The sequence below is a fragment of the Actinomycetospora sp. genome, assembly GCF_036497585.1.
Lineage (GTDB): Bacteria > Actinomycetota > Actinomycetes > Mycobacteriales > Pseudonocardiaceae > Actinomycetospora.
Genome location: NZ_DASXJD010000221.1, coordinates 23,024 through 41,813, shown reverse-complemented (window position 1 = coordinate 41,813; position 18,790 = coordinate 23,024). Strand labels below are relative to the sequence as shown.

The window sequence follows — 18,790 nt, the reverse complement described above, 5'->3', positions numbered from 1 at the left end:
GGGATACGACCGGTCGGAGGATCAAGATTGCCTCCGCCTGGAGTCCAGCCACGAGCTGTTCTCCGCACACCCCAACGGATGAGTCCTATTTGGGTTACGGATCGGTCACGGCGAGTCCCTGGGAGTAGTCCAGGTCACCCTCCGCGACGACGAACCCCCGGTCGCGCGGAGCGACCGGGGGTTCGGAGGCGGTGGAGGCGTTCGACGGCCTAGGAGGTGGCGCCGACCCGCTCGAGCACCAGTTCGTTCACGCGCGCGGCGTCGGCCTGCCCGCGGGTCGCCTTCATCACCGCGCCCACGATCGCGCCGGCCGCCTTCGTCTTGCCCGCCCGGATCTTCTCCGCGACGGCGGGCTGCGCGGCGAGGGCCTCGTCGACGGCGGCGGTGAGGGCCGAGTCGTCGCTGACGACGGCGAGCCCGCGCCCGGCGACGACGTCGTCGGGCGAGCCCTCGCCGGCCAGCACCCCGTCGACGACCTGGCGGGCCAGCTTGTTGGTCAGTGTCCCCTCGGACACCAGTGCGATCACCCGCGCGACCTGCTCCGGGGTGATGGCCAGCTCGGGGAGCGCCACGCCCTGGGTGTTGGCCTGCTGGGCGAGGTAGGACACCCACCACGAGCGGGCCGACTCCGAGGGCGCGCCCGCCTCGACGGTGGCGGCCACCAGGTCGAGCGCGTCCGCGTTGACCAGGTCCCGCATCTCCTCGTCCGAGAGCCCCCAGTCGGACCGGATGCGCGCGCGCCGCTCCCACGGCCGCTCCGGCAGCCCGGCCCGCAACCGCTCCACCCAGTCGCTCGAGGGCTCGATGGGCACCAGGTCCGGCTCGGGGAAGTAGCGGTAGTCGGCGAGGGTCTCCTTCGCGCGGCCGGGCGAGGTCGTCCCGGACTGCTCGTCGAAGTGGCGGGTCTCCTGCCGGACCGTCCCGTCGGCGAGCAGGACGCCCGCCTGCCGGCCCATCTCGTAGCGCACCGCCCGCTCGACCGAGCGCAGCGAGTTGACGTTCTTGGTCTCGGTACGGGTGCCGAACGTCGTCGCGCCCTTGGGCATGAGCGAGACGTTCGCGTCGCAGCGCATGGAACCCTGGTCCATCCGCACGTCCGAGACGCCCAGGCCCTTGACGACGTCGCGCAGCGCCGAGACGTAGGCCCGCGCCACCTCGGGGGCGCGCACGCCCGCTCCGGTGATCGGCTTGCTGACGATCTCGATGAGGGGCACCCCGGCCCGGTTGTAGTCGAGCAGCGAGTAGTCGGCGCCGTGGATGCGTCCGGTGGCGCCGCCCATGTGCAGCGACTTGCCGGTGTCCTCCTCCATGTGCGCGCGCTCGATCTCCACCCGCCACGTCGACCCGTCGTCGAGCGGTACGTCGAGGTAGCCGTCGAAGACGATCGGGTCCTCGTACTGGGAGATCTGGAAGTTCTTCGGCATGTCCGGATAGAAGTAGTTCTTCCGGGCGAAGCCGCTCCGCTCGCGGACCGAGCAGTTCAGGGCGAGGCCGATCGTCACCGCGCTCTCGACCGCGCGGGCGTTGACGCGCGGCAGCGAGCCGGGCAGGCCGAGGCACACCGGGCAGACGTGGGTGTTGGGCTCCGCGCCGAACTCGTTGCGGCAGCCGCAGAACATCTTGGTGGCGGTGTTGAGCTCCACGTGCACCTCGAGCCCCATCACGGGGTCGAAGCGTTCGCAGACCTCCTCGACGGTGTAGGGCGCGGCCTCGACCGCGCTGCTTCCTCCCGGGCTGGTCATGACGCGGTCTCCAGGGCGGCGGGATCGGGGACGGTCGAGGCGAAGGGCACGCCCGACGCGGCGTCCCGGGCGGTCTCGTAGGCGGCGCCGACGCGGTAGGCCCGGTCGTCGGCGAGCGCCGGCGTCATCACCTGCAGCCCGACCGGCATGCCGTCCTCGGGGGCCAGGCCGCACGGCACCGACAGCCCCGCGATCCCCGCCAGGTTCGCGGGGATCGTGCAGAGGTCGGCGAGGTACATCGAGACCGGGTCGTCGACGCGGTCGCCGATGGGGAACGCCGTGGTGGGAACCGTCGGGGAGACCAGCACGTCGCAGCGCTCGAAGGCCGCGGTGAAGTCCCGCACGATGAGCGTGCGCACCTTCTGCGCCTTGCCGTAGAGGGCGTCGTAGGACCCCGCGGACAGGGCGTGCGTGCCGATCATGATGCGCCGCTTGACCTCGGGGCCGAAGCCGGCCTCGCGGGTGGCCGACATGACCTCGTCGGTCGAGCGCGACCCGTCGTCACCGACGCGCAGGCCGTAGCGCATCGCGTCGAAGCGGGCGAGGTTCGACGACGCCTCGCTCGGCGCGATGAGGTAGTAGGCCGGCATCGCGTAGGTGAACGAGGGGCAGGAGACCTCGACGACCTCCGCGCCCAGCTCGGTGAGGACCCGCACGGCGTCGGTGAACGCCGCGAGCACGCCGGGCTGGTAACCCTCCCCGGACAGCTCGGTGACGACGCCGACGCGCACGCCGGCGAGGTCGCCGCGCGCCCCGGCCAGCGCCGCCTCGACGACGGGTGGGAGCGGGGCGTCGATCGAGGTCTGGTCGCACGGGTCGTGCCCGCCGACCACCTCGTGCAGCATCGCGGCGTCGAGCACGGTGCGCCCGAGCGGCCCGATCTGGTCGAGCGAGGACGAGAACGCCACCAGCCCGTAGCGCGAGACGGTGCCGTAGGTCGGCTTCATCCCGACGGTGCCGGTGAAGGCCCCGGGCTGGCGGATCGACCCGCCGGTGTCGCTGCCCAGCGCCAGCGGGGCCTCGCCGACCGCGGTCGCGGCGGCGGACCCGCCGCTGGACCCGCCGGGCACCCGGGTCCGGTCCCACGGGTTGCGGACGGCGCCGTAGGCGGAGTTCTCGTTCGACCCGCCCATGGCGAACTCGTCGAGGTTGGTCTTGCCCAGCGGCACCAGGCCGGCGTCGCGCAGCCGGCGCACCACGGTGGCGTCGTAGGGCGGGCGCCAGCCGTCGAGGATCCGCGACGCGCAGGTGGTCGGCATGTCGCGGGTGGTCATGTTGTCCTTGATCGCCACCGGGACCCCGGCCAGCGGGCTGCGCACGGTGCCCGCGGCGATCTCGTCGTCGACGGCCGCCGCGGCGGCGAGGGCCTGGTCGGCGGCGACGTGCAGGAACGCGTTGAGGCCGGTGCGCTCGACGGCCTCGATGCGCTCCAGGTGGGCGCGGGTCACCTCGACCGAGGAGACCTCGCGGGCCTGGACGCGCCGGGCGAGCTCGGCGGCGTCGAGGCGGGTCAGGGCGTCGGTGTCGGAACCGCTCACGGCTCCTCCCCCAGGATGCGCGGCACGCGGAAGCGGCCCTCCTCGGCGGCCGGGGCGCCCGCGAGGGCGGCCTCCCGGTCGAGGGAGGGCTCGGGCTCGTCGGCGCGCAGGACGTTGGTCAGCGGGGCGACGTGGCTGGTGGGCGGGACGTCGTCGTCGATCTCCGACACCCGGCCGACGGTGTCGAGGATGGCGTCGAGCTGGCCGGAGAACACGTCGAGCTCGTCGTCGGTGACGGCCAGCCGGGCCAGTCGGGCGAGGTGGGCGACGTCCTCGCGCGTGATGTCGGACATGATCCTCCGAGTGGGAATCCGCCAGGGATCCCCGTGACGAGCCGGGACCGATCCATCCTAGGCGTCGCGCGCCGGGCGCCTCGACGCGGTTTCGGGCGACCCGCCCCCGGTCGGCCGGCGTCGTCCCCCACAGGTTTACCGCTCCGCCGCGATGCCCACCTCCCGCCGGGCCCGACCCCGGGTCCTCGCTCGGTGTCGGGCTCGACTGGCACACTCGCCGCGCCCGACGGAGCGCGCGATGCCGACGGGCTCGTCGGCGTGCCCTGCGGGACGCGCCGGGTCCCGGCAGTGGCGGTACGGCGAGGTGGCGATGTGGTTGTGAGGCGCTCGGCGGGACGATCACCGGGGACGGAGGCGATGTGACCTACCTCCTGCGAGTGGTGCTGCCCGACCGGCCGGGCACCCTCGGCGCGGTCGCGTCGGCCCTCGGCGGCGAGGGCGCGGACATCCTGTCCGTCGACGTGGTGGAGCGGCACCAGGGCGTCGCGGTCGACGACCTGGTGGTCGACCTGCCCTCGGCCCGGCCCCCCGACGTGCTCATCACCGCGGCGGAGTCGGTGCGCGACGTGACCGTCGAGTCGGTGCGCCCGTTCTTCGGACCACTCGACACCGCCCGCGAGCTCGAGCTCGTCGAAGCCGTGGCGGCCGACCCCGACGCCGGGATCGCGCTGCTCGCGGACGCGGTCCCCCGGATCTTCCGGTCGGCCTGGGCGCTGGTCGTCGAGGCCTCGACCGGCGACGTGTGGGGCGACGGCGGGACGCGGGTGCACCGGGTCGCCGCGAGCTCGGCGGCCCCGGAGACCGAGGCGGAGACGCTGCCCTGGCTGCCGCTGGCGAAGGCGACGGTCATCGACCCGGCCCGCGGCCACGAGGTGCCCGCGGCCTGGACCGACCTGGACACCGAGCTGGCCGCCGCGCCGCTGGGACGCCCGGACCGGGCCCTGGTGCTCGGACGACCGGGCGGCCCGGCGTTCCGTCCGTCGGAGCTGGCGCGCATCTCGCACCTCGCCGGCATCGTGGCCACCATGACCGGCTGAGATCCCGGCGGCCGGCGCACCGTGACGCCCGGCTCAGCGACGCTGCTCGGAGCGGGCGCGGAACCCGGCGAGGTTCGGCCCCCGGCCGGGCCGGCGGCGCTCCGCCAGCCGCGGCTGCACCGCCTGGCCCAGGGCGTAACGGACGAGCTCCTCGTTGCCGGTGGCGAGCCAGGTGCCGTCGGGGCCCTTGAGGGTGTCCTCGAAGCCCATGCGGGTGTCGAGGTTGTTGCGGCGCGCGTAGTCGAGGACCGGCCATGCGCCGCCCTCTTCGCCGTGGAGCAGGATCGGCACCTGCATCGGCCCGAGCGCCTTGAGGATCCGGACGGCCTCGGCGACGGCGGTCTCCGGGTCGGTCACCGTGACCTCCGCGAGCACCCGCACGGTCCCGCGCGGGACCCCGGCCTGCTTGAGCTGCACGGCGTCCCCCGTGGTCCACACCCCGAGCTCGATGCCGATGCCGACCGACTCGAGCGCCTCGCAGACGATCTCCCAGCCCCGCTCGTGCACGTTGACCGAGGCGACGTCGGGGCGGGCGTGGTCGGGCAGGCGGGACCACTGCTGCACGAGGTCGGTGCGCTTGAACGGGTCGGGCTCCACCCAGCGCGCGGTGGTCACGCCGATCTCCATCGACGGCGCCGCCTGGCGGATCGCCGACACCACCGCGCCGATCGGCCCGGGGTCGAGGCTCTCCTGGCCGTCGACGTCGCGCGGGTGCACGTGGAAGCTCGTCACCCCGAGGCCGGCGACCGCGCGGGCGTCCCGGGCCAGGTGGCGCGGCGTCATCGGGACCGCCGGGTAGACGTCGGCGGGGCGGGCGCCGTTGGGGCAGCACTGGAGCATCTCCTCGCCACCTCCTCGTCCGTCCCGGGGGCCGCTCGCGCGACGTCGCCACCAGGATATGGGACCAGCTTCAACCTTTCCGGCTCCGACATCAACGTCTGCACGTGCGTCTGCACGCGTTTCGGCCACATCCCACCCGGACGCCCGAGTAGACGCCGCAGAGTGACCGGCCCCGGCTACTCCTCGCTCGGCGCCGCCGCCTCCGGGACCTGCGCGTTCTCCCGCGCCGCGTCCGGGCCCTGCTCGAGGAGCACGCGGAAGCCGTCCTCGTCGAGGATCGGGACCTTCGCGGCCACCGCCTTGTCGTACTTCGAGCCCGGTTCGTCCCCGACGACGACGAACGCCGTCGTCTTCGACACCGAGCCCGCCGCCCGGCCGCCGCGGGCGAGGATGGCCTCCTTGGCCTCGTCGCGGGAGAACGTCGGCAACGACCCGGTGACGACGATCGAGAGACCCTCGAGCGTGCGCGGGGTCGACTCGTCGACCGCCTCGGCGAGGTCGACCCCGGCAGCGCGCCACTTCTCGACGACCTCGCGGTGCCAGTCGACCGAGAACCACTCGCGCACCGCCGCCGCGATGGTGGGGCCGACGCCGTCGACCGCGGCCAGGTCCTCCTCGCTCGCGGCGTCGATCGCGTCGATCGACCGGAACTGCCGGGCGAGGGCCTGCGCGGCGGTGGGTCCGACGTGGCGGATCGAGAGCCCCACCAGGACCTTCCACAGGGGCCGGTGCTTGGCCGACTCCAGGTTGGTCAGCAGCTTGCGGCCGTTCGCCGAGAGCTGGCCGGCCTTGGTGCGGAAGAGCGGGACCTCGGCGAGGTCGTCCTCGGTGAGGGCGAACACGTCGCCCTCGTCCTGCACGGCGCCCGCCGTCAGCAGCGCGGTGGCGGCCTCGTAGCCGAGGACCTCGATGTCGAACGCGCCGCGCCCGGCGACGTGGAAGAGGCGCTCGCGCAGCTGCGCGGGGCAGGACCGGGCGTTCGGGCAGCGGAGGTCCTTGTCGCCCTCGCGCATCTGCCGCAGCTCGGTCCCGCACTCGGGGCAGCGCGTGGGCATGACGAAGGCGTGCTCGCTGCCGTCGCGGGCCTCGACGACCGGCCCGAGCACCTCGGGGATGACGTCACCGGCCTTACGGATGATCACGCGGTCCCCGATGAGGACGCCCTTGCGCTCGACCTCGCCGGCGTTGTGCAGCGTCGCCAGTGACACCGTGGAGCCCGCGACCAGGACCGGGTCCATCTCCGCGAACGGCGTGACTCGCCCCGTCCGGCCGACGTTGACGCTGATGTTGCGCAGCGTCGTCGTGGCCTGCTCCGGCGGGTACTTGTAGGCGATCGCCCACCGCGGCGCCCGTGCGGTGGAGCCCAGGCGCCGTTGCAGCGCGACGTCGTCGACCTTGACCACCACGCCGTCGATCTCGTGCTCGGCATCGTGGCGGTGCTCGCCCCAGTAGCGGGTGTGCTCGATGACCGCGTCCACCCCGTGCAGCACGCGGGTGTGGGTGGACACCGGCAGGCCCCACGCGGCGAGCGCGTCGTACGCCTGGGACTGCCGCTCCGGGGTGAAGCCCCGCCGCCTGCCCAGCCCGTGGCAGATCATGTGCAGCGGGCGGGTGGCGGTGACCCGCGGGTCCTTCTGGCGCAGGCTGCCGGCCGCGGAGTTGCGCGGGTTGGCGAACGGCTGCTTGCCTGCCGCGACCAACCCGGCGTTGAGCTCCTCGAAGTCGGTGAGGCGGAAGAACACCTCGCCGCGCACCTCGATGAGCTCGGGCACCGGGAACTCGTCGGTGCCGGTGAGCTCGGTGGGGATGTCCTCGAGGGTGCGCATGTTGAGGGTGATGTCCTCACCGGTGCGCCCGTCGCCCCGGGTGAGGGCCCGCGTCAGGTGGCCGTCCTCGTAGAGCAGGTTGACCGCGAGCCCGTCGATCTTGAGCTCGCACAGGTACTGCAGCTCCTCGCTGGGGAAGTCGAGCTCGCGCTGCACCCGCAGGACCCACTCGCGCAGCTCCTCGGGCTCGAACGCGTTGTCCAGCGAGAGCATCCGCTCGAGGTGGTCGACCGCGACGAAGTCGGTGGAGAACCCGCCGCCGACGCGCTGCGTCGGGCTCGACGGCGTCACCAGCGACGGGTACTGCTCCTCGAGGGCGGTCAGCTCGACGAACAGCTCGTCGAACTCGCCGTCGGTGACGATCGGCGCGTCCAGCACGTAGTAGCGGAACTGGTGGTCGGCCACGATCTCGGCCAGCTCGACGTGGCGCGCCTGCGCGTCGGCGGGGACGTCGGCCGTGGTCAGGGCCGCCTCAGCGGTGCTCTCGCTGGTCACGGCGCCGAGGGTAGCCGCGGGGTCCGACAGTCACTCCCGGCTCACCGGGACGATCTACCAGGACGACGGCGGGTCCGCGAACGCCCGCGCCAGCTCGACGGCCCGGCCCATGGCGGTCCGCGCCCATCCCGGGGTCGCCCCCGCCAGACCGCAGGCGGGGGTGACGACGGCGCGGTCGGCCAGCCGCGCGCGGTCGAAGCCCAGGCGGTCGGCGAGCTCCAGCGCGGGCCGAGCCAGGTCCGCCAGCTCCGGGCGTCCCTCCGGGTCGGTCGAGGGCACCACACCCAGCCACAGCTCCGTGGGCGCGTCCCACAGCTCGCCCAGGGCGTCGAGGACCGCGCCCGAGCGGTCCAGGGCCGTGAGGTCGACCGCCACCGCGTCCGCCCCGGTCGCGCCCAGCAGGGCCAGCGGCGGAGTCGGGTGGCAGCAGTGGACGACGACACCCACGGCGCCCGCGTCCCGCGCCGCCGTCACCAGCGTGGCCAGCCCGGCGCGGGCGTCGGCGCCGGGGACCGTCCGGACGGTGCCGTACCCGCTCGGGGTGGGCAGGGAGCCGGCGAGGACCGCGGGCAGCGTCGGCTCGTCGAGCTGCACCACCACGCCCGCGCCGGTCCGGCGGGCCAGCTCGGCGACGTGGCCCCGCAGCCCCTCGGCGAGGCTCTCGGTGAACTCGGTGACCGCGCCGGGATCGGTGAGCACCCGGTTCCCGCTGCGCAGCTCGACGCCGGCGGCCAGTGTCCACGGCCCCGCGACCTGCGTCTTCACCCGCCGCGGCGCGGCTCCCGTCTCGCCCAGTGCCTCGTCGAGCGCGTCGACGTCGCGGGCGAGCAGCTCGACGCCGCGGCGGTGGTGACCGCCCGCCCGGGACGTGACGCGGTAGCCCGAGGGCCACACCTCCACGGCGAGGTCGACCAGCAGCGCCGCGGTCCGCCCGATCAGGTCCGCGCCCACCCCGCGCGCGGGCAGCTCGGGGACGTGGGGGAAGTCCGGCAGCTCCCCGACGACGGTGCGCGCGGCCTCGCGGTGATCGGTGCCGGGCAGCGAGCCCACGCCGGTGGCGCGCTCCTCGGGCCGCCGCGGCTCGTCGGGTGCCGGGGCGGTGTCGTCGGCGCCCTCGCCGGGCACGACGAGCAGGGGATCGCTCACGCCCCAGGTGTACCCGAGGCGGCGGCGCCGGCCACGGGCGGTCCCCACCCGGCCGGGACGGGCCACGTCGGCGACGATGACCGGCCGTGGGCGAGCGGGCGGACTCCGGTGAGCGCAGCGACGGGCGCATGCTGGGCATCGGGCTCGTCAGCGGCGTGGTCGGGGGCCTGCTCGGCGGTGGCAACGGGGTGCTGACCGTGCCCGCGCTCGACCACTACACCACGATGTCCCGGCCCCGGGTCCACGGCACGTCCACCCTCGCGGCCACCTGGGTGTGCGTTGCCGGGGCGCTCGTGTACTGGCTCGTCGGCGGCACGATCGACCTGCGGGCCGGATCGGGGATGATCGTCGGCGGCATGATCGGCGGCTTCTACGGCGCCAAGCTGGTCGCCCGGGCCTCGGAGACGCTGCTGCGCGTCCTGCTGAGCGTCATCCTGGTCCTCACCGCGGCCAAGCTCTACCTCGACGCCGCCGGGCTCGACCCGGCGCAGGGCGGTGCGGTGGTCCCCGCCCGGCTCCTGGCGACGCCGTGGTTCGTGGTGCCCGCGGCCGTCGTCGTCGGGATCGTCGTCGGGGCCTGGGCGGGCGCGATGGGCCTCGGGGGCGGGCTGCTCGCGGTCCCGGCCCTCGTCCTGCTCTTCGGGGTCGACCTGCACACCGCGGCGGGCACCTCCCTGCTCGTGTTCGGGCCGAACTCCCTGGTCGGTGGCCTCTCGCACCTGCGGCAGGGGACGGCCTCGTTCCGGATCGCGATGCTCCTGGGCATGGCGGCCGCCCCGGGCGCCGTCGCCGGTGCACTGCTCGCGCTGGCGCTGGGCAACGTCGTGCTCGGGCTGGTGTTCGGGACGTTCGCGCTGGTGATGGCGGTGCGGGAGGTCGTGCTGCTGCTCCGCCGACGGCGAGCGGCCGTCGCGGCTCCCGGGTAGGGCACCCTGGAGCACGCCATGCTCCACCTCGACGCCCCGACCTGGCGCGCCCGTGCCCGGGCGCACGCCGAGCGCGCCGACGCGCTCACCGCCGCCCACCGTGCGCGTCGGGAGCGCCATGAGGCCCACCCCGTCGAGGACTTCCTCTTCACCTACTACCCCACGCGCCCCAACCGGCTGCGGGTCTGGCACCCGGGGGCGGCCGTGGTGCTCGAGGACGCCGCCGAGCGCGCCGGGTGGAGGCACTACTCCCCCGACGGGAGCCGCGTCGACCCCGCAACGATCCGGCCGGCGACGATCGCCTTCGTCCGCGGCCTGCTGGAGGCGACCGCCTCCCGGCCCGCGCACCTGGGCTGCTTCGGGCTGCACGAGTGGGCCATGGTCTACCGGACCCGCGGGACGCGTCACCCGGTGCCGCTGCGGCTGGGGGCCGAGGGCACCGACGCCGTCGTCGAGAACCACCGCCTGAGCTGCACCCACCACGACGCCTACCGCTTCTTCACCGCCGAGGCCGCGCCGCGCAACGCCGAGCGGCCCACCCGGGAGGGGCAGGTCGCGCTGGAGCAGCCGGGGTGCCTGCACGCGACCATGGATCTCTACAAGTGGGCGACGAAACTGGGTCCGCTCGTGCCCGGGGAGCTGCTGCTGGACACGTTCGCGCTGGCCCGCGACGTCCGCGTCCTCGACATGCGCGCCTCCCCCTACGACCTGGACGCCCACGGCTACGCCCCGGTCCGCATCGAGACCGCGGCCGGGAAGGCGGAGTACGCGCGCGCCCAGCAGGGCTTCGCCGCGCGCGGCGCTGCCCTGCGGACGCGGCTGCTGGAGATCGTCGCCGACCGTTAGGGTGCCGCGATGCGGGTGCAGGTGGAGCTGCCGGAGAACATGGACGTCGCGGCGCACGCGGCGGCCAACGCCCGGGACGAGGTGCCGGACCGCACCCCGTACGGCCTGCACCACCTCGAGGACGACCCGGACGTGCACGTGCACTTCCGGCCCTCGCTGCGCAACCCGGCGCTGCGGTGGGTGTCGAGGAAGGTGCGCAACCGGCTCGACGGCTTCGAGCCGGTCGCCGTCGCCGCATCGGCCCCCTCCTCCGCCCGCCGCCACGCCGACGTCGTGCTGAGCATGGACGAGCACACCGGCTTCCCGGCCGCGCTCGTCCCCGGCGGGCCGCCCGCCGTCGCGAACATCGTGTGGGCGGGGCGGCCGGAGCACTACACCCGCGTGCAACGCGCAACGGTCGGCCGGGCGATCCGGCGGCTCTCCGGCGTGATCACCCAGGCGGCAGGCGCCGACGCCGACCTCACCGAGGGCTGGGACCTCGACCCGGCCCGCGTGCACCACATCCGGCTCGGCATCGACACCGACTTCTTCCCGCGGCAGCCGTGGGAGGAGGCGACCGCGACGGTCGCGAGCGTCGGGGACGACCAGTTCCGCAACCACCCGCTGCTCGTCGACGCGGTCACCCGGGTGCGCAAGCGCGGCGTCGACGCCCGGCTCGAGCTCGGCACCACCCGCAGCGACGTCGACGTCCCGCCGGAGCTGGGCGTGCTGCACCGGCGCCGCATGGAGGGCGCGGTGCGCGCGATGTACCGGCGCTCGTCGGTGATCGCCGTGGCCCTCGAGCCGACGCGGCGCGGGAGCGGCTCCACCGTGGTCCTCGAGGCCGCCGCGAGCGGCCGGCCCGTCGTCGTGACCCGCAACCCGGCCATGGAGGGCCTGGTGGAGCACGGGGTGCGCGGTCTGCTCGTGGACCCCGAGGACCCGGAGGCGATGGCCGACGGGATCGCCGAACTGCTAGCCGACCCGGAGCGGGCGCGGGCGATGGGCGAGGCCGCCCGGGCGTGGGTGACCGAGGAGCACAGCAGCGCGGTGATGGCCGCAGACATCCGCGCCGTGCTGCGGACCGCGAGCGGCGCCTGAGCCGGTCGTCGGGCGGGAATCCCTGCCGCTTTCTCACTGTTGACGGGGATGATTGTCAACAGTGAGAGGGGTGGCAGTGGCCCGCAACGATGTCAGGCCCGTCGTGAAGCTGCGCTCGACGGCGGGGACGGGCACGACCTACGTGACCCGCAAGAACCGTCGCAACGACCCCGACCGGCTGGTGCTGCGCAAGTACGACCCGCGCGAGCGCCGGCACGTCGACTTCCGCGAGGAACGCTGAGAGAGGAGCCGGGATGAAGGTGCGTGCGTCGCTCCGGGCGCTCAAGCAGAAGCCGGGTGCCGCCGTGGTCCGTCGCCACGGCCGGACCCTGGTGATCAACAAGACGAGCCCGAGGTGGAAGGCCCGTCAGGGCTGAGCTCCGCTGGTCAGGCCGCGTCGGTGACGCGCAGCAGCAGGGCGACGAACGCGTCGGCCTGCAGGCGCCCACCGGCCCGGACCTCGTCGCCGCGGCGCTCGTCGTCGGCGGTGAGCTCCGCGGCCACCCGGTCCAGCGCGCGCAGCAGCGGCTGGGCGAGCTCGGCGGGGATGTCGCCGGCGAGGTCGAGCGACCCGTCGGGCCGGCGCAGGGTCCGGATGCTCGCGAGCGCCTCGCGCAGCGTGGCGCGGGGCTCACCGGCGACGAGGTCGGGCTCGCTGTCCATCGTCGCCCGTCAGTCGGTGTCGGAGGCCTCGGCGGTCTCAGCGGCGGGCCAGCCGGCGCCCGGTCCGTGGGCCGTAGTCGAGCCCGTAGTGCGCGAAGATCGCGGGCTCGTCCTCCACGGGCAGCTCGCCGTCGGTGTCGATCGCCGGGGCCTCCTTGGCGACCTCCTTGGCGACGGTGACCTTGACGTGGTCCGGGGCCACCAGCGCGCCCTCGAGCGGCACGAACGCGAGGCGCTTGCGGTTGAACATGCCGAGCTCGACGGTCGCGAACGACGGCTCGTCGGTGGCGGTGTCGTAGTAGACCGCCTCCATGTCGCCGATCTTCGACCCGGCCGGGTCGACGATCTTCTTGCCCAGCCAGTCGCGGATGTTCTCGGCCTCGAACCCCATGGGCTCGATCGTAGGGCCACGGGCATCCGGTCGGGTGCGGGCGAGGACGGGCGGCGTGGCGTGCTTGCGCGGGTGGGACGCTCGTTCCCGGCCGCCGCCTGGTCGTGGGCTCCAGCACCACCTTGTCGTTCGGAGTCACCCCGAGGAGCTGCCGGGCCGACCGCAGGAGGCCGCGACATGCCGGGCTCGCAGCCCCCGGAGCCCGCTCAGCCCGTGGCGGTGATCGTCGCCGAGCCGAGGACGCGGTCGTCGTCGTAGACGACCACCGCCTGCCCGGGCGCCACCCCGCGCAGCGGCTGACCGAGCTCGGCCGCCAAGGACTCCTCGCCCACCGTCACCCGTGCCGGCGCGAGCCCGCCGTGGGCCCGGACCTGCACGACGACGCCGTCGGTCACCCCGGGCTCGCCGTGCCACACCGGCGACCCGGCGGACAACGACCGGACATCCAGCTCCTCGGCCGCGCCCACCCGGACCTGCCGCGACACCGGCTCGATGCCCAGCACGTAGCGCGGCCGCCCGTCCGGCGCGGGCCGGTCCAGCCCCAGGCCGTGGCGCTGCCCGACCGTGAAGCCCGCGACCCCGTTGTGGCGCCCGAGCACCGCCCCCGACGCCGCGTCGACCAGCTCGCCGGGCGCGTCGTCGAGACGGTCGGCCAGGAACCCGCGGGTGTCCCCGGAGGGGATGAAGCAGATGTCGTGGCTGTCGGGCTTCTCGGCGACGACGAGCCCGCGGCGCGCGGCCTCCGCGCGCACCTCCGACTTCAGCGACTCCCCCAGCGGGAACACCGCGTGCGCCAGCTGGCGCGCGGTGAGCACCCCGAGCACGTAGGACTGGTCCTTCCCCGCGTCCACCGCCCGGCGCAGGACGCCGTCGTGCAGGCGCGCGTAGTGGCCCGTGACGACGGCGTCGAAGCCCAGCGCCAGCGCCCGGTCCAGCACCGCCGAGAACTTGATCTTCTCGTTGCAGCGCAGGCAGGGGTTCGGGGTGTGGCCCGCCGCGTACTCGGCGACGAACGGCTCCACGACGTCGGCGCTGAACCGCTCGGCCATGTCCCAGACGTAGAACGGGACGCCGAGGACGTCGGCGCAGCGCCGGGCGTCGCGGGAGTCCTCCACCGAGCAGCACCCGCGGGCGCCCTCGCGCATCGTCGCGGGCTTCGCCGAGAGCGCGAGGTGCACCCCGACGACGTCGTGCCCGGCGTCCCGGGCGCGCGCGGCGGCCACGGCGGAGTCGACCCCGCCGCTCATGGCGGCGAGGACCCTCACGAGGTGCCTCCGGCTCCTGAGCAGAAATCCGCGCTATGGGACGGATGAGTGCTCACAGGGCGAAGCCACCTGCTCATGATCGGGCCAGCGCACCCCGGGCGCGCTCCACGACGGGTCCGATGGCCGACACGGCGGCGTCGACGTCCGCGGGGGTCGAGCTGTGGCCGAGCGAGAAGCGCAGCGAGCCGCGCGCGGCCGCCTCGTCGACACCCATCGCCAGCAGCACGTGCGAGGGCCGGGCTACCCCGGCGGTGCAGGCCGAGCCGGTCGAGCACTCGATCTCGTGGGCGTCGAGCAGCATCAGCAGGCTGTCGCCCTCGCAGCCCGGGAACGACAGGTGCGCGTTCCCGGGCAGCCGGGCCGGGCCGCCGCCGACCGGTGCCGCGTCGAGGGGGACGCCGTTGAGGGTCGCGTCGGGGACCTCGCCGACGATACGGGCCACGAGGTCGTCGCGCAGGGCGGCGAGCTCCACCGCGCGGCGGGAGGCGTCGTCGACCGCCGCCCGGACCGCGGCCGCCAGGGCGACGGTGCCGGCGACGTCGAGGGTGCCCGAGCGCACGTCGCGCTCCTGCCCGCCGCCGTGCAGCAGCGGCACGCAGGAGGCGTCACGGCGCAGCAGCAGCGCGCCGACGCCGACCGGACCGCCGAGCTTGTGCCCGGTGAGCGACAGCGCGTCGGCCCCGGAGGCGGCGAAGTCCACGGGCAGCGACCCGACGGCCTGCACGGCGTCGGAGTGCAGCGGCACGTCGAAGGAGTGCGCGACGTCGGCGAGCGCGCGGACGTCGTTGACGGTGCCGACCTCGTTGTTGGCCCACATCACGCTGACGACGGCGATCTCGTCGGCGTGCGCGGCGAGCAGCGCGCGGAGGTCCTCCGGGGCCACCCGGCCGGCCTCGTCGACGCCCAGGACGTGCAGCGTCGCGCCCTCGTGCTCGGCGAGCCACTCCGCGGCGTCGAGGACGGCGTGGTGCTCGACGGCGGAGACCACGACCCCGGTGCGGCGCGGGTCGGCCGCTCGCCGGGCCCAGTAGATGCCCTTGAGCGCGAGGTTGTCGGCCTCGGTGCCCCCGGTGGCCAGGACGACCTCGGTGGGCAGGGCGCCGACCGCCTCGGCGATGGTCTCGCGGGCCTCCTCGACGTCCTTGCGTGCGCGCCGTCCCGCGGTGTGCAGCGAGGAGGGGTTGCCGACGCGGCCGAGCGCCTCGGTGTACCGGGCGACGGCCACGGGCAGCATCGGCGTGGTGGCCGCGTGGTCGAGGTAGGTCATCGCCGGTCGAGCGTAATCCTCCCGCTAGGCGAGCGGTCCCACGACCTCGCCGAGCGGGGGCCGCCCTCGGGACGGACGAAGGACCCCCTCGGTCGGATACACCGACCGAGGGGGCCCAACGCCGCGAACCTGCAGGGAACGGTCACGAGGACCGCTTGCCGACCTCCTCGGTCAGCTGCGGGGCCACCGAGAACAGGTCGCCCACGATGCCGAAGTCGGCGATCTCGAAGATCGGCGCCTCCGGGTCCTTGTTGACCGCGACGATCGTCTTCGAGGTCTGCATGCCGGCGCGGTGCTGGATGGCGCCGGAGATGCCCAGCGCCAGGTACAGCTGCGGGGACACGGTCTTGCCGGTCTGCCCGACCTGGAACTGGTTCGGGTAGTAGCCGGAGTCGACCGCGGCGCGCGAGGCGCCCACCGCGGCGTGCAGCGAGTCCGCGAGCTTCTCGACGACCTCGAAGTTCTCGGCCGAGCCGACACCACGGCCCCCGGAGACGACGACGGTCGCCTCGGTGAGCTCCGGGCGGTCGCCGCCGACGATCGGGGCACGGTTGGAGACCTTCGCCGAGCGCGAGGCGTCGATCGAGGGGACCTCGACGGTCTCCTGCGTGCCGGCGCCGGCGTTCTCCTCGATCTCGATCGAGCCCGAGCGCCACGAGACGACCGCGGTGTCGGTGGTGGCGTGCGACTGCACGGTGAACGCGCCACCGAAGATCGAGTGCGAGCCGTTGCGGTCGCCGTCGATGTCGACGAGGTCGTTGAGCCACCCGGAGTTGGTGCGCACCGCGAGGCGGCCCGCGACCTCCCGGCCGTCGGCACCCGCCGGGATGAGCACCGCCGGCGGCGAGACGCGCTCGACCAGGGCGGCCAGCACATCGACCTGCGGCGTCGACAGGTAGTTCACCGCGTCGTCGGACTCGGCCACGTAGACCTTCTCCGCGCCGTGCGCGGCGAGGCCCTCGGCCAGCTTGGTCGCCGTGCCGGGGGTCCCGACGACGACCGCCGACGGCTCGCCGAGGCGACGGGCCGCGGTCAGCATCTCGTAGGTGTTCTTCTTGATCTCACCGTCGACGTGGTCGACGAGGACCAGCACTTCAGCCATGTCTGTTTCTCCTCGCTCGCTCGTGGACGGTGCTCAGATGAGCTTCTGGCCGACGAGGAACTCGGCGATCTTCTGACCGCCGTCGCCCTCGTCCTCGACCTTCTGCCCGCCCGACTTCGGCGGACGCGGCGCGAACGAGTCGACCTTCACGAGCGAGCCCTCCAGCCCGACCTCGGAGGCGTCGAGCCCGAGGTCGGAGATGCCGATGGTGTTCACCGGCTTCTTCTTGGCCGCCATGATCCCCTTGAACGAGGGGTAGCGCGGCTCGTTGATCTTCTCGCCGATGCTGACGACGGCGGGCAGCGACGCGGTGACGTCGCAGGTGCCCTCGTCGGTCGCGCGCTTGACGGAGGCGGTGCCGTCCGAGACGGAGAGCTCGTTGGCGTGGGTGAGCGAGGGCCATCCGAGGACCTCGCCGATCATCCCGGCCATGGCGCCGCTGCGGCCGTCGGTGGCCTCGTTGCCGGCGAGCACCAGGTCCACGTCGCCGACGGTCCCGATGGCCTTGGCGAGCACCTTCGCGGTGGCCACCGCGTCCGAGCCGTGGACCGCCTCGTCGTTCACGTGGACGGCCTTGTCCGCGCCCATCGAGAGGGCCTTGCGGACGGCGTCGGTGGCGCGGTCGGGGCCGGCGGTCAGGATCGTGATCTCGGCGTCCCCCGCCTCCTTGATCTTGAGCGCCTCCTCCACGGCGCGCTCGTTGATCTCGTCCAGGACCGCGTCCGACGAGGCGCGGTCGAGGGTCTTGTCGCCCTCGGAGAGCGTGCGCTCCGACCAGGTGTCCGGCACCTGCTTGATCAGCACGACGATGTTCATGGGTCCTCTGTGACCTCCTGTGCCTGCGAATCCCGTGACGACCGGCGCCGTTGTTACCCGCCGGTAGCGGTTCGCTCCTCGCCGACTGTCCCACGATCACGGGTCGAGGGCGACGTGGCGTACCCCTCGCATGTTACTGGTCAGTAGGTAGTAGGCACCTACTGATTGGTAACTTACTGCCGGTAGCCTGAACCGGACAGATCGGATTCCCGACTCAGGAGTGTGCCGTGGCCGGCTTCGTCGAGAAGATCCAGCAGTTCCTCAAGAGCCCGCAGGGTCGGAGGTACACCGACCAGGCCAAGCGCTACGCGCAGGACCCGAAGAACCGCGCCAAGGCGCAGGAGATGGTCAACCGGTTCCGCGGGAAGCGCTGACCGGCCGCCGGCGCGAGCGCACCCCGGCGCGCATCGCGTTCTTGATCCCGCGGGCGCCCTGCGCGTGACGTCGGCGCGGGGCCGCCGGGGTCCCGGTCCCGTCGAGAACCTCGCCGCCGTGCAGGAGCAGCCGCGCCATCGCCGTCCTCCTTGCCCCCACACCCCCCGCCGCACCCGGCTCGCGCGAGGGAACCCTCGGTCGCTCTCTCCGCCCGAAGGTTCCCCTCGTGGCACGGGTTCCGCCGGGTGAGGGGAGGATTCGGTCGCTCTATCCGCCCGAGGGCTCCCCTCGTGCGGATCGGGGTGAGCGTGGGAAGGCAACGCCTCAATCGCGGCGGTGACGCCCGCCCGCCTCGCGGGCCGGGTGCGGCGCGCGCAACGGCTGGGAGGCCCGCGGGCGGGGCGCGGGCACCGGACGGTCCACCGGCACGGGCGGGGCGGCGGGACTCGGCGCCGCCGCGGGGAGCGCGAGGGGCGGCGGGGCGGCCGTCAGCGCCTTCGGCGCCGGGTGGCCCAGCCCGCCGCGCAGCAGCCGGACGAGGGCCTCGTACCACTGCACGAGCAGCGTCCATGGGGCGGTGGCCGTCGACGTGCGGGAGTCGCGGCGGCGGCGGGACACCACCTCCCGGCACGGCCGGCACACGTGCCGCGCGGTCGCCCCGAGCGGGGCCAGGTCGACCACGGTGCCGCAGAGCCCCAGGCGCGCGTCGGTCGACATGTGTCCATTCTGCGGCCACGCGGGGCGACCCACCGGTCGGCGCCTACCACCCGTGCGGGTGATTCTGCCCGGTTCAGCGGTCCTTCAGGACGGGGCGGAGATCCTCGAGCTTGTCGTAGGCCCACCAGAGGTAGTTCTCCGTCCCGCCCTCGCGCAGCGGGTGCAGATCGACGTGGTCGGGGTCGTCCTTGAACGCCCGGAACGCCTCGGCCGAGGGCCACTCGACCAGCACGAGGACCTGGCGCGGAGTCCCACCCGAGCTCGCCGCGTCCTCGCTCAACCGGCCGATCGCGACGACGGTGCCGCCGTGCTTGCCGACCGCGGCGACCGAGCGCTTCGAGTAGGCCTTGTAGTCGTCGTTGGGGGCGAGGTCGAAGAGGTTCAGGGCGTAGACGGCGCTCACGGCCGTGAGTATGGACCGGCAG

General features: G+C 74.2%; 22 protein-coding genes. 7 read left to right on the top strand and 15 right to left on the bottom strand.

Annotation, left to right across the window (positions count from 1 at the left end; all coding sequences use genetic code 11):
• Window positions 1-209 precede the first annotated feature (209 nt).
• From gatB to gatC, 3 genes are read right to left on the bottom strand one after another with little or no spacing between them, the layout of a single operon-like run.
• Window positions 210-1,742 (bottom strand): Asp-tRNA(Asn)/Glu-tRNA(Gln) amidotransferase subunit GatB, encoded by a 1,533-nt coding sequence (gene gatB / locus VGH76_RS22605; protein WP_331558977.1) that lies wholly within the window; start codon window positions 1,740-1,742, stop codon window positions 210-212.
• A complete protein-coding gene (gatA, locus tag VGH76_RS22600; protein WP_331558976.1) occupies window positions 1,739-3,280 on the bottom strand; it encodes an Asp-tRNA(Asn)/Glu-tRNA(Gln) amidotransferase subunit GatA in 1,542 nt (513 codons plus the stop codon). The genes gatB and gatA overlap by 4 nt, the downstream gene beginning before the upstream one ends.
• Window positions 3,277-3,573, bottom strand: coding sequence for an Asp-tRNA(Asn)/Glu-tRNA(Gln) amidotransferase subunit GatC (gatC, locus tag VGH76_RS22595; protein ID WP_331558975.1), 297 nt, complete (start codon window positions 3,571-3,573; stop codon window positions 3,277-3,279). Before gatC ends, gatA begins: the two co-directional genes overlap by 4 nt.
• A 359-nt stretch (window positions 3,574-3,932) precedes the next feature.
• On the opposite strand from gatC, the gene VGH76_RS22590 reads away from it, so the two are divergent.
• Window positions 3,933-4,610, top strand: coding sequence for an ACT domain-containing protein (locus tag VGH76_RS22590; protein WP_331558974.1), 678 nt, complete (start codon window positions 3,933-3,935; stop codon window positions 4,608-4,610).
• Window positions 4,611-4,643: 33 nt separating this feature from the next.
• Here the strand turns inward: VGH76_RS22590 and VGH76_RS22585 are convergent, their stop codons facing one another.
• The 3 genes from VGH76_RS22585 to VGH76_RS22575 all read right to left on the bottom strand — a co-directional run bounded on the left by VGH76_RS22585 (window position 4,644) and on the right by VGH76_RS22575 (window position 8,896).
• Complete coding sequence (locus VGH76_RS22585) at window positions 4,644-5,450, bottom strand: 3-keto-5-aminohexanoate cleavage protein (RefSeq protein WP_331558973.1); 807 nt, start codon at window positions 5,448-5,450, stop codon at window positions 4,644-4,646.
• Between the two features lie 176 nt (window positions 5,451-5,626).
• Window positions 5,627-7,771, bottom strand: a complete 2,145-nt coding sequence (gene ligA / locus VGH76_RS22580) for an NAD-dependent DNA ligase LigA (RefSeq protein WP_331558972.1) — start codon at window positions 7,769-7,771, stop codon at window positions 5,627-5,629.
• A 54-nt stretch (window positions 7,772-7,825) separates the two neighbouring features.
• Window positions 7,826-8,896 (bottom strand): methionine synthase, encoded by a 1,071-nt coding sequence (locus VGH76_RS22575; protein ID WP_414637792.1) that lies wholly within the window; start codon window positions 8,894-8,896, stop codon window positions 7,826-7,828.
• 107 nt (window positions 8,897-9,003) lie between these two features.
• Here VGH76_RS22575 and VGH76_RS22570 point away from each other — a divergent pair, with 107 nt between their 5' ends.
• The 5 genes from VGH76_RS22570 (at window position 9,004) to VGH76_RS22550 (ending at window position 12,146) form a co-directional block, all read left to right on the top strand.
• Window positions 9,004-9,843: a TSUP family transporter gene (locus VGH76_RS22570; protein WP_331558971.1), complete on the top strand. Its 840-nt coding sequence runs from the start codon at window positions 9,004-9,006 to the stop codon at window positions 9,841-9,843.
• Between the two features lie 18 nt (window positions 9,844-9,861).
• Window positions 9,862-10,689, top strand: coding sequence for a 3-methyladenine DNA glycosylase (locus VGH76_RS22565; protein ID WP_331558970.1), 828 nt, complete (start codon window positions 9,862-9,864; stop codon window positions 10,687-10,689).
• A gap of 9 nt (window positions 10,690-10,698) precedes the next feature.
• Window positions 10,699-11,769 (top strand): glycosyltransferase family 4 protein, encoded by a 1,071-nt coding sequence (locus VGH76_RS22560; RefSeq protein ID WP_331558969.1) that lies wholly within the window; start codon window positions 10,699-10,701, stop codon window positions 11,767-11,769.
• Between the two features lie 76 nt (window positions 11,770-11,845).
• The gene (gene rpmG, locus VGH76_RS22555) at window positions 11,846-12,010 is read left to right on the top strand and encodes a 50S ribosomal protein L33 (protein ID WP_331559027.1); all 165 of its coding nucleotides are present in this window, start codon (window positions 11,846-11,848) and stop codon (window positions 12,008-12,010) included.
• Window positions 12,011-12,023: 13 nt separating this feature from the next.
• Complete coding sequence (locus tag VGH76_RS22550) at window positions 12,024-12,146, top strand: ribosomal protein bL36 (protein WP_331558968.1); 123 nt, start codon at window positions 12,024-12,026, stop codon at window positions 12,144-12,146.
• A 10-nt stretch (window positions 12,147-12,156) separates the two neighbouring features.
• On the opposite strand, the gene VGH76_RS22545 is transcribed toward VGH76_RS22550, so the two are convergent.
• The 6 genes from VGH76_RS22545 to VGH76_RS22520 all read right to left on the bottom strand — a co-directional run bounded on the left by VGH76_RS22545 (window position 12,157) and on the right by VGH76_RS22520 (window position 17,273).
• The gene (locus VGH76_RS22545) at window positions 12,157-12,432 is read right to left on the bottom strand and encodes a hypothetical protein (protein ID WP_331558967.1); all 276 of its coding nucleotides are present in this window, start codon (window positions 12,430-12,432) and stop codon (window positions 12,157-12,159) included.
• A 37-nt stretch (window positions 12,433-12,469) separates the two neighbouring features.
• Entirely contained in the window at window positions 12,470-12,823 is a 354-nt protein-coding gene (locus tag VGH76_RS22540) for a PRC-barrel domain-containing protein (RefSeq protein ID WP_331558966.1), read from the bottom strand.
• 206 nt (window positions 12,824-13,029) lie between these two features.
• Complete coding sequence (gene mnmA / locus VGH76_RS22535) at window positions 13,030-14,088, bottom strand: tRNA 2-thiouridine(34) synthase MnmA (protein WP_331558965.1); 1,059 nt, start codon at window positions 14,086-14,088, stop codon at window positions 13,030-13,032.
• Window positions 14,089-14,161: 73 nt separating this feature from the next.
• A complete protein-coding gene (locus VGH76_RS22530) occupies window positions 14,162-15,355 on the bottom strand; it encodes a cysteine desulfurase family protein (protein WP_331558964.1) in 1,194 nt (397 codons plus the stop codon).
• Window positions 15,356-15,497: 142 nt separating this feature from the next.
• Window positions 15,498-16,457, bottom strand: coding sequence for an electron transfer flavoprotein subunit alpha/FixB family protein (locus VGH76_RS22525; protein WP_331558963.1), 960 nt, complete (start codon window positions 16,455-16,457; stop codon window positions 15,498-15,500).
• Window positions 16,458-16,490: 33 nt separating this feature from the next.
• Window positions 16,491-17,273 (bottom strand): electron transfer flavoprotein subunit beta/FixA family protein, encoded by a 783-nt coding sequence (locus VGH76_RS22520; RefSeq protein WP_331558962.1) that lies wholly within the window; start codon window positions 17,271-17,273, stop codon window positions 16,491-16,493.
• 227 nt (window positions 17,274-17,500) lie between these two features.
• Between VGH76_RS22520 and VGH76_RS22515 the strand changes: the two genes are divergently transcribed.
• A complete protein-coding gene (locus tag VGH76_RS22515; protein WP_331558960.1) occupies window positions 17,501-17,647 on the top strand; it encodes a hypothetical protein in 147 nt (48 codons plus the stop codon).
• Here the strand turns inward: VGH76_RS22515 and VGH76_RS22510 are convergent.
• From VGH76_RS22510 to VGH76_RS22500, 3 genes are all read right to left on the bottom strand, one after another.
• Window positions 17,622-17,786 carry a hypothetical protein gene (locus VGH76_RS22510; protein ID WP_331558959.1) on the bottom strand — a complete coding sequence of 55 codons (165 nt, stop codon included), beginning with the start codon at window positions 17,784-17,786 and terminating at the stop codon, window positions 17,622-17,624. The two genes, VGH76_RS22515 and VGH76_RS22510, sit on opposite strands and share 26 nt — an antisense overlap.
• 186 nt (window positions 17,787-17,972) lie before the next feature.
• Window positions 17,973-18,365 (bottom strand): hypothetical protein, encoded by a 393-nt coding sequence (locus VGH76_RS22505; RefSeq protein WP_331558958.1) that lies wholly within the window; start codon window positions 18,363-18,365, stop codon window positions 17,973-17,975.
• 73 nt (window positions 18,366-18,438) lie between these two features.
• Window positions 18,439-18,768, bottom strand: coding sequence for a DUF1330 domain-containing protein (locus VGH76_RS22500; RefSeq protein ID WP_331558957.1), 330 nt, complete (start codon window positions 18,766-18,768; stop codon window positions 18,439-18,441).
• Window positions 18,769-18,790: the final 22 nt, after the last annotated feature.